This is a genomic window from Phocaeicola coprophilus DSM 18228 = JCM 13818 (genome assembly GCF_000157915.1).
Classification (GTDB): Bacteria; Bacteroidota; Bacteroidia; order Bacteroidales; family Bacteroidaceae; genus Phocaeicola; species Phocaeicola coprophilus.
This window is the reverse complement of the sequence record NZ_EQ973646.1, coordinates 346031-355173: the sequence shown is the minus strand read 5'-3', so window position 1 is coordinate 355173 and position 9143 is coordinate 346031. Positions and strand designations below refer to the sequence as shown.

Sequence of the window (9143 nt, the reverse complement as noted above, 5' to 3'; positions counted from 1 at the left end):
TAAAGGTGTGTAACTTGATAAGCTACACACCTTTTTACTATTTATATCTAGTGATATTACTTCACTTCCTCAAATATAAAGTATATTGATAATCAGTTAGTTACTGTTATCAAGATACAAATGATATGCAAATGTAAGTATAAAACCATATAGAAAAAGTACAAATGGACATTACTTTGTATGATAACATCCTTTTCTACAGATTAAGGGTTAACACAATGTTATACTACTGATATTCAGCATATTGAAGCTGTTCTTCCTTGCATTCAACAAAGAGTGTTAAATTATATTAAATCCTACAGGGCAATTATGATTCGTGCAAAGATAATATTTTGCAGTCAAAGGAAGAAAGACTTCTTGAACCACTTCTATGGTTCTATACTTCTGTTTCTGACGTAAGCTGACCCGTACGGTTTTCGGGTTTTAGACGGACATATATACAGTTTACTTTAGGTTAGCATATATATAAGAGCTAACCAAGGTAAACTAAAGTGTTTTTGTCCTGTAGATACTGCACTTTGTGGACTCTTTTCTCCTTTGACTGCAAAAACCTCTTATAGCCTTATCTCCACCTATAACGTCACTTCACACTGCTGTACCATGCAGTCTGCCATGTACCACCCCATCGGGCTTTGATAAGAATTGTGTTGCAAAGGTACCTGTCATGGCGTTCATCCTGCAAGGTCGGTGCCTGTGGTTTGTCCGTGAAATCTCCACGCTCTGATTGTGGCAGAGGTAGTATTTGACGGCAAAACCTTGCATTGATGAGCCATAACACCTTTTGGGGCAACATAATTCTTTAATCAATCCCGATGGTAGTTGGTTCTACATAAGGGAAGAAAATAAAAATTTTATCTTATGGCTAACATTTGCGACACTCAGTACAAGGTGACAGGCTCACGCAAAGCCGTGGCAGACCTTTGGAACACACTCCAAGAGTTGGAGGTGAACAGTAATAATGTGTATCTGTATCTCTTGGCAGAACACTATGGCATTGACTACGAGAAGAAAGGCATCTCGGTGAGAGGACACATCTATTGGGCAGAGTATGAGGAGAACGTGGAAGACGATTATGCCCTCTTGTCCTTTGACACCGAAAGTGCTTGGTCTTCATGCGACTTGTTCTTTGAGGAGGTGAACAAGGCACTTGGCGATGAACTTTCAATCAGTTGGCGAGAGGTTGAGCCAGGTTGCGACATCTTCTATACGCACGATGAGAACGACTTCTTCCCCGAAGAGTGCTACGTCACTGCATACGGAGAACTCTTTGAGGATTGTGAGGGTGCTTACTCCACCTTTGGTGATGCTATCAAGTTGTGGTGTGAGAAGACTGGTGTCTCACAGGACGGAAGAAGCGAACAGAAGATGATTGACTTCATCAATGAATACGAGTATGAGGCAGAGGACACGAATTTCTGCATCAATCCAATCACATTCGGCTAACAAGGAGGAACGGATATGGCAACGATAGACATGGAGCAGTTGGACGGCGTTGTAGGGTGTTTCTGCACCTTGCTTTATCCCCGAAGAGGTCAGACAGAGGGAACGATTGTCGAGGACTTGGGTTGTGAGGTCATTGTCCAGCTCATCAACGGCAAGGAAGTGACGGAGTACAAGGATGATGTTGTCATCTGTGAATAATCAGGAGAGAGTCTGTTGGCTATGTGGCTTGCAGACTCTTTCTTCCTTTGACTGCAAAAACTCTTTTAGGACAATCCTCCAATGAGGTTATGGCTGTTGTAACTGAAATACCTTGGGAGCAAGTTGTGCGGTTTGCTCACTTGCTCCAGTCCTGTTATAGAAGCGATGCTTCGACACCTGTATAGCGATACGTCGCCAAAGTCCCTTCGCCGTTTTAAGCGTCTCTGTACCTTGTTATAGGAATGGTCATTTCGCCTTTTGGTTTTACTCGTCTGTCTTTTGCGACTCTTCCTTGTCGGACACAGAACTTGGTCTTAGCATAATGACAGTGCTATCGCCAATCCTCTGATGTCTGTCCTCTTTTGGCTTGATGCCTCTATTGCTAAGCTGACCCTTAGGCTTGTCGTTCATCGTGCATCAGTGTTCATGCTCCTCACTCTTCTGATGATACAGCTGTAAGGTCGGATTTCCCGCTTCGTTTCTCCAGGCATACAGCCATAGCAGTGCCCCTGTCTGTTGCATACGGATTGCCTCCTTGCTTACAACCTTTGTTCCATTGTTTGGCCCCGTCTTTTTCTGAATTGAGCTATTTGAAAGCCACTTATTTTTACCATGCAAAGGTAGCGTGATGCTGCGAAGGACTTCCTCCTTCTTGTGTGGCCGCTATCGCTGTGACCAATAAAATAGTGCGTAATCTTCCTTTTTCTCCCTTACCGCCAACGACAAAAAGAGTATTGCGAACGATTTTCATGGTGCTTCCCACATGGTGCCACATCCCTGCTTTTGAATGCATGTAAAAATTAAGTTTCACTTTTAAATTCAATTCAAAATGAAAAAGATCGAGAACAACTTCACAGTTTCAGGTTTCGTAGGTAAGGATGCAGAAATCCGTCAGTTCGCAAACGCCAGCGTAGCACGCTTCTCATTGGCAGTAGGCCGTCAGGAGAAGAACGGCGAGGAAACCAACCGCGTATCGGCTTTCATGAATATGGAGGCATGGCGCAAGAACGAGCACACCGAATCATTCGACAAGCTCACCAAGGGCACGTTGCTCACCGTCGAGGGTTTCTTCAAGCCAGAGGAGTGGACAGACAAGGATGGCGTGAAGCACTCCAGAATCATCATGGTTGCAACCAAGTTCTACGAGTGTCCCGACAAGGAGGAGACTCCTGCGGAAGAGCCGGCCAAGCCAGCAACCAAGAAAGGCAAGAAATAGCCTTTCCTCTCCATAACAAGGCGACCTTCGGGTCGCTTTTGTTTTGCTCAGGGACATCAATCTGCTGTTATAGCGTGTGATAATCTTCTCTAATAACAACCATGTGCATTTATTAACCATAACGGCAACGCCGTCTTCCTTTATTCTAACCACTTCGTCCCTCACCATTTGCGAAACGTCACCAAGATGGTTGGCATACAGATATTCCCGGCTGATGGCGACAAAGTCGCTATTAGCCAAGAAAGACAGTATGCCAAGGTCTGAACGCGAGAGGACTGCCATCTATGCCACAAGATGCCGAAGCCGAGGCTTCTGATAATTGTGTCCTTTACTGGCTATCCACTCGCCTTGATATTCAGACCGTCAATCTTGCGACAGCTTCACTACCCACCCACACCTGCTTTACTATTCTTCTTCTCTTTGACTGCAAAATATTTTCTGTTATAAGCGGTGGTTTCGTCCAAGTGCGTTGTATCGCTTCGCCCCACACCTTCAGAACGGCATTACTGTACGGACACCGCACGAATCCCATGTGACAGGCAGCCAACAATGTCACTATCAGAAACTGACACTTCTGATAACTGCCTTTATTGCTGTCTGGCTGTCCCATTATCGGGCTTCGGCAATGTCCGTGTAATGCCATTCTGCCCACCCATACCACCTTTACCACTAATCAACTGTTTTACAATTTCTCTTCTGCTATACAAGAGGCAGTTCTTGTCCACTCAGGCATATTGAATGTGGCAGACATGTCTGCTACGTCCAATCTGCCTCAGTGTCCTGCGGCAAGGACAAGGCACATTTGTCATGCTGACAGGAGTGCCCGATTTGTCCGTTGCGCAACTGTCTCTTCTTGCCTGATATACGTTACTATCTACTTCTAAATTATACTGCTTTGCCCCACGCCTTTGCGAAGCGTTACATGGTCTGTCGTCATACAGACATCCTTGGCTGATGGCAACACGTTGCTATTAGCCAAAGCTGACAGTATGCCGAAGTACCGACGCGAGAGAATTGTCTGTCCGTGCTACAAGCTATCAAGGCTGAAGCTTTGATGACTTGCATCCCGGTCAGCCAACACACTCGCTTTATGTCGGTACAGCAGACCTGCAAACACTTCACTGCCCACCCTTACTGTTTCAATCTTTCTTCTTACCTCTTTATATATAACACATCATTCCTCTTGCAGCCAATATCAATAATCTTCTTCCAATCAGCGCAGTGGTAGGCATATTTCCTGCAAAGTTAGCCGCGTCTGAGACAATCGTCAAATTCTGCTTGAGGTCTTGTGACTGTGAACAATCTTCCTTTTCCTCGGAAAAGAGTATTCTTCACACATAATTTGTCTTTATGTCTTTTCTTGCGGCTTGTGGGAGCAGAAAATATCCCTCCACAGGCTGAAAGGTCTCGAAAGGAGGGAAGAGAAAGAAACGGTTAAGCGAACGCAGAGGGAATTTATTCACTATGCTGAGCGTAAGTTTCTTCAACGTAGTTAAACAAGTCCAGCGACATGGGCGACAAACTTATTTGTATCACTAAAAATAGAAAGGCAATGAAGATTATCATCCTGCATGATGCTGACGCACGCATCGAGTATCTTGACGTAGCCGACCACCTTCTCGGCTCAGACATCGAGGAGTTCCTCACCAGACAGGGCTTCTCAGTGAACAACATCACATGGCTTGTCACATCGGCAGACCATATCCCAGTGGTTTACCACAAGTATGACATCGACTGCAAGACCGGCGAGGCAACCCACACCAAACGAGAGGCAGAACTGCAAGACCTCACTATCCACGGACAACTCCAGGCATTGCAGCACCGGGAGCAGGACGAGCTGAAAGCGGCTCTTCGCAAGTACGGCACGGAGGTGGACGGAGGCTTTGAGGTGCATTTCGAGGGAGAGCAGCCCATCGTGGCAGGTTATCTCTTTGACGAGCCTCGTGACATCGTCATAGACGCAGCACGTTTGGATGCCGACGGAAACTTGTCGCTTCTTGGAGAGGACAAGGAAGTGAGGGATGGACAATACGACATAGAGCCAAGCGACATATTTGGCGGTCAGTTGGACTATGTCACGTCGAGTATAGGTGCATGGATGAAGTAGGAGCATGTATGACCCAGTGCATCGTATATGACGAGACGACCAAGGAGAGCGAGACCTTTTGCTCATTGACCGCAGCCAAGAAGTGGATGCGAGAGCGCATCAAACAGAAGCATGAGGTAAGCGGACAGAAGTACAGAGTCTATTCCGACGGAGAGTTTGTTAATTGCGGCTCTATCAGTCTCACAGGCAGCAACAAGTCTTTTGTCGCCAATACAAGGCAGACGAAGAAAGGATATTAATAACAAGGTAACGGCAAGCCTAACCAACTTGCCACACATATATTGATATGGAAAAGCAAATATTGAGTTTTAATGACTTGCCATCAGCATTGTCATTAGTAATAAACAAGCTGGAGATTTTAGAAGAAAAGTTTTCCACACTAATGACTCAAATTCAGCCCGATAAGGGATTGGAATGGCTTAGTGTTTCCGAATTGAGTGAGTATCTCCCTACCCATCCAGTTGAACACACAATCTATTGTTGGACAAGCAATAAACAAATACCATTCCATAAGAAGGGGAAACGTATCATGTTCCTCAAATCTGAAATTGATGAGTGGATGCAAGATAACAAGAGTAGGTCACGAGCAGAAATTATGAATGAAGCAATAGCTTATGTTCAATCAACAAGAAAAGTCATTTAAATAACAAGGTAACGGCAAGTCTAACCAACTTGCCACTATAACATTTTCACATTATGATTTACACTCACACTATCGGACGCATCGGAGCAAAGGATTGCCGCGTCATCACAGGTACACACGGAACATTCATGGCTGTTGACATCGCAGTGGACGACTACAGTAAGGGCAAGCAAATCACCACTTGGGTAAGGGTGAAGAGCAGCAAGGAGAACCATATCCGTTTGGCTGAATACCTCACCAAGGGTCGTATGGTGCTTGTGGAAGGCACACTGACTTCTTCCATTTGGACAGACCGCAACGGAGAGAACCACATACAGCATAGCATCATAGCTGACTCCATCGCCTTTGTCAATGCAGGGAAGAAGGATGCAACCGACACACCTGCAACAAAGGCACGCAAGGCAGCCAAGGCAGAGGGCGAGGCTCCCGTACCGCCAGCCGATGCACCGCAGGACAAGAGCGAAGACCTTCCCTTCTGAGGGTAGTATCAACTGAGAGTAGTACGTACTAATCGTAGTAAATCCGCTTTTACTATGGTTAGTATGTACTATCAGTAGTAGAATAGTAAAGTAGTATTCACTAATAGTAGTATCATGTTATGACACAGATAATTGCAGTATTAAATCACAAGGGTGGTGTAGGGAAAAGTACGACCGCAGTAAGCCTTGCGGCAGCTCTGCAACTGAGTAAGAAGAACGTCTTGGCTATTGACATGGATGGACAAGCCAACCTCACGGAAGCCTTGGGATTGTCCATCGAGGAAGAACAGACAGTCTATGGCGCAATGTGTGGACAGTACACCTTGCCGTTGGTCAAGTTGCACAACGGCATCACCGTCTCACCCTCATGCCTTGACCTGTCTGCGGCTGAGTTAGAGCTTATCAGCGAGCCGGGACGGGAGCTTATCTTGAAGGGACTTATCACCAAAGCCATCGCCAAAGAGCATTTCGACTACATCATCATCGACTGTCCACCGTCATTGGGCTTGCTGACCTTGAATGCCCTCACCGCAGCCGACTACATCATCATCCCTGTTCAAGCGCAATACCTTGCCATGAGAGGTATGGCAAAGTTGATGGACATCATCCGCATCGTTCAGGAGCGGCTCAACTCCAACCTTAAAGTGGGCGGCATCGTCATCACCCAGTTCGATCGCCGCAAGACGTTGAACCGAAGCGTGAGGGAAATCGTCAATGACAGTTTTCACGAGAAGGTTTTCAAGACCGTCATCCGTGATAATGTGGCTTTGGCAGAAGCACCCATCAACGGCAAGACTATCTTTGAGTATAATCCCAAATCCAATGGTGCCAGTGATTATATGTCTTTGGCAAAAGAAGTGTTAAACTTAAAATAGCATAGCCATGAGCAAGAGCAGTATGTTGAAAGAGGGAATGAAAGGCGGTCTCAACGGACTCCTTTCTTCCACAAAGAAGCCGAGTAAGGAGCAGATAGTCACAGAAACTACACCAGCACCACCTGTGTCTGTTTCTGAGACTACCGAAGTGCCGGTGCATTGCAATTTCCTTATCAACAAGAGCATCCACACGAGGATGAAGTACCTCGCCATCAAGAAAGGGATGTCCTTGCGTGATATTGTCAATGAGGCAATGACAGAATACCTAAAGCGGCATGACACATGAGTGCCGCGCGGTATCATCGCCGAACAGACGATGATACCGCTATCTCTTCTATAAACAGACTTTACTATCCGTAGTATGGTAGTAAAAACTATTCGACTATTATACTATTCGTAGTCGATACTACTTTTAGAAAATACTATCCAACTCATTTTTAGGGCAATAGTTTTCTCTGCTTGTAGGACTGTCTCCATGCTGATAAAAGGCAATGTCGTTCCCTATTACAAGATTTTCTCTTTTTCCCTCATATCAACTATCGTCCTTCCCCATATACAGCTTCGCCCCACGCCATCCCGCCCGTTTCCTCTTTTACATAACAGATTTCTTTTCGCCTGCCTTGCCGCTGCGGATATTGTTTTGCAAAGGTAATGCTGGCGATTGTTCAAACACCAAATCGTCCATTGCATTTGACCGAAAAATCTTCCTCTGCGTGCAGAGCGTATTTTTCGCTCCCGATTTGGCTTTTTGATCGCCATCACTCTTGGAAAGCAAAAAATATCCCTTGGGCAGGCAGGAAAAGCCTCCGAAATAAGGGAAGAAAAAACATAAGAGCAATGGCACACAAGAATGACTATCAAATCCAAAAGCAGTTAGACAAGCCTCAGACTTGGTTCTGCAAATACTATCCCGCACGCATCCGCAATGTGGGTGAGAAGGAGATTGCCGACAGACAATTAGTGTTTGACTTCAAGGACGGAAGAGCCTACGAGGAAGTGGCGCAGCGCACCGCAGAGAATATGCTGACACTCTACGGCAAGGGTTGCGTGAACATCGTCTTCGCCCCCGTTCCAGCATCCACAAGCGAGAGCAACGAACTCCGCTACAAGGCTTTCTGCCACAGGGTGTGTGAATTGACAGGAGCGGAAAACGGCTACGAGCACGTGAGGGTATGCGGAGAGCGTAAGACCATCCACGATAACCGCAAGAACGAGGATGAAGTCCGCAAGGCGAATGTCGTTGAGTTTGATGAGCCGTTCTTCGACAACAAAATGGTGTTGGTCTTTGACGATGTGATAACCAAGGGTCTCAGCTATGCCAAGTATGCCAACCAACTCGAAAGGCTCGGGGCATGTGTTATTGGCGGTATGTTCCTCGCACGCACACATTATAAAGTAAGATAAAGTATGACAAAGTACGACAAGGCAGTGTCCGTATGCTTCAGCGGACACCGCAGCGTACCTTTCGCCAAGCGGAGGGAGTTGAAGCAATGTCTCAAATCGGAGATAGCCAAGGCGTATGCCGACGGCTACCGGTATTTCTATTGTGGCATGGCAATGGGATTTGACCTGCTGGCGGCAGAAGCCGCCCTTTCGTTGCAATGCGAGTTGAAGGACTTGCAGGTGATAGCCGTTGTGCCGTTCCGTGGTCAGTCTGACCGGTGGAGCAAGGAAGAGCAAGCCAAGTATGATGCCATCCTGCGCATCGTGGATGACGTGGTCGTATTGAGCGAGCAATACTACAATGGCTGCCTTCTGAGGCGCAACGACTATATGGTCAACCGCAGTTCACGTCTCATAGCCTACTTCGATGGCAATCCCAAGGGCGGCACGTTCTACACCGTCAGAGAAGCCAAGAGGCAGGGATTGGACATAGTGAATCTTCATAATAGTGTATAACCCATAAAACAGAAAATGCTTATGGACGATATTGTTGCAATCATCGTTTGCTACTTCGTGTTCGGAGCTTTGGGCAATGTGCTCAGAGCTTTGTTCGGCGGAGAGAGACGAAACGACTTCCGCCGTGACCGCTAAGCGTCTTTAAACCAAGATACGCTGACAGCCATACGTCTGCACCTTACCCCAAAAAGATGCAGCGGATAATTGTGTCCGTAGGCAAGGATATTCAGATTCCTCACCTTAAATTTTGATAAAAATAAAGATACTGCTGCCTATATTTCAA

The 9143-nt window shown here is 46.3% G+C and carries 12 protein-coding genes; 11 read left to right on the top strand and 1 reads right to left on the bottom strand.

Annotated elements, in window-relative coordinates:
• The first annotated feature begins 858 nt into the window (after positions 1–858).
• From BACCOPRO_RS13630 to BACCOPRO_RS13575, 9 genes are all read left to right on the top strand, one after another.
• Positions 859–1443: a hypothetical protein gene (locus BACCOPRO_RS13630; RefSeq protein WP_005816332.1), complete on the top strand. Its 585-nt coding sequence runs from the start codon at positions 859–861 to the stop codon at positions 1441–1443.
• Positions 1444–1458: 15 nt separating this feature from the next.
• Entirely contained in the window at positions 1459–1641 is a 183-nt protein-coding gene (locus tag BACCOPRO_RS13625; protein WP_004319908.1) for a hypothetical protein, read from the top strand.
• 829 nt (positions 1642–2470) lie between these two features.
• On the top strand, positions 2471–2857 hold the full coding sequence (locus BACCOPRO_RS13610) for a single-stranded DNA-binding protein (protein WP_004319910.1): 387 nt from the start codon (positions 2471–2473) through the stop codon (positions 2855–2857).
• Between the two features lie 1552 nt (positions 2858–4409).
• On the top strand, positions 4410–4964 hold the full coding sequence (locus BACCOPRO_RS13600) for a hypothetical protein (protein ID WP_005816324.1): 555 nt from the start codon (positions 4410–4412) through the stop codon (positions 4962–4964).
• Positions 4952–5203, top strand: coding sequence for a hypothetical protein (locus tag BACCOPRO_RS13595; protein ID WP_007837480.1), 252 nt, complete (start codon positions 4952–4954; stop codon positions 5201–5203). Before BACCOPRO_RS13600 ends, BACCOPRO_RS13595 begins: the two co-directional genes overlap by 13 nt.
• Before the next feature lie 47 nt (positions 5204–5250).
• Positions 5251–5607 (top strand): helix-turn-helix domain-containing protein, encoded by a 357-nt coding sequence (locus tag BACCOPRO_RS13590; RefSeq protein ID WP_007837478.1) that lies wholly within the window; start codon positions 5251–5253, stop codon positions 5605–5607.
• Between the two features lie 53 nt (positions 5608–5660).
• Positions 5661–6086, top strand: coding sequence for a single-stranded DNA-binding protein (locus BACCOPRO_RS13585; RefSeq protein ID WP_005816321.1), 426 nt, complete (start codon positions 5661–5663; stop codon positions 6084–6086).
• A gap of 119 nt (positions 6087–6205) precedes the next feature.
• Positions 6206–6961 carry a ParA family protein gene (locus tag BACCOPRO_RS13580; RefSeq protein ID WP_005816319.1) on the top strand — a complete coding sequence of 252 codons (756 nt, stop codon included), beginning with the start codon at positions 6206–6208 and terminating at the stop codon, positions 6959–6961.
• A 7-nt stretch (positions 6962–6968) separates the two neighbouring features.
• Positions 6969–7247, top strand: coding sequence for a plasmid partition protein ParG (locus BACCOPRO_RS13575; RefSeq protein ID WP_005816317.1), 279 nt, complete (start codon positions 6969–6971; stop codon positions 7245–7247).
• A 306-nt stretch (positions 7248–7553) separates the two neighbouring features.
• Here BACCOPRO_RS13575 and BACCOPRO_RS17625 read toward each other — a convergent pair whose 3' ends face one another.
• Positions 7554–7805: a hypothetical protein gene (locus BACCOPRO_RS17625; RefSeq protein ID WP_225494525.1), complete on the bottom strand. Its 252-nt coding sequence runs from the start codon at positions 7803–7805 to the stop codon at positions 7554–7556.
• On the opposite strand from BACCOPRO_RS17625, the gene BACCOPRO_RS13570 reads away from it, so the two are divergent.
• The gene (locus tag BACCOPRO_RS13570) at positions 7799–8365 is read left to right on the top strand and encodes a hypothetical protein (protein ID WP_005816315.1); all 567 of its coding nucleotides are present in this window, start codon (positions 7799–7801) and stop codon (positions 8363–8365) included. The two genes, BACCOPRO_RS17625 and BACCOPRO_RS13570, sit on opposite strands and share 7 nt — an antisense overlap.
• A 3-nt stretch (positions 8366–8368) precedes the next feature.
• On the top strand, positions 8369–8860 hold the full coding sequence (locus BACCOPRO_RS13565; RefSeq protein WP_005816313.1) for an SLOG family protein: 492 nt from the start codon (positions 8369–8371) through the stop codon (positions 8858–8860).
• Positions 8861–9143: the final 283 nt, after the last annotated feature.